Source organism: Massilia sp. CT11-108 (genome assembly GCF_047302915.1).
In the GTDB taxonomy this organism is placed as follows: domain Bacteria; phylum Pseudomonadota; class Gammaproteobacteria; order Burkholderiales; family Burkholderiaceae_D; genus Telluria; species Telluria orientalis.
Genome location: NZ_JBKYMO010001843.1, coordinates 1 through 213, shown reverse-complemented (window position 1 = coordinate 213; position 213 = coordinate 1). Strand labels below are relative to the sequence as shown.

The window sequence follows — 213 nt, the reverse complement described above, 5'->3', positions numbered from 1 at the left end:
ACGCTGACGATCGTGAAGACCCTGTTCGACGCGAACCTGGGCACCGGTTCGGACTTCCGTAACGGCTCGGGCGGCTCCGGCACGGGTGCCTGGGTGGTCTTCGACTTCAAGGAAGGCAACCAGGTCAGCCTGACCGGCACCGAAGTCATCGGCAGCCAGGACAAGTACTACACGCGCGTCAACGGCCTCGTGTTCCAGGGCTCGAACGACAAC

Annotated in this window: 1 protein-coding gene; it reads left to right on the top strand. The window is 63.4% G+C overall.

Annotated features, from left to right (window positions below; translation table 11 throughout):
* Positions 1–12 precede the first annotated feature (12 nt).
* The coding region (locus ACEN88_RS36530) for a hypothetical protein (RefSeq protein WP_413347245.1) at positions 13–213 on the top strand (201 nt) is incomplete at its 3' end.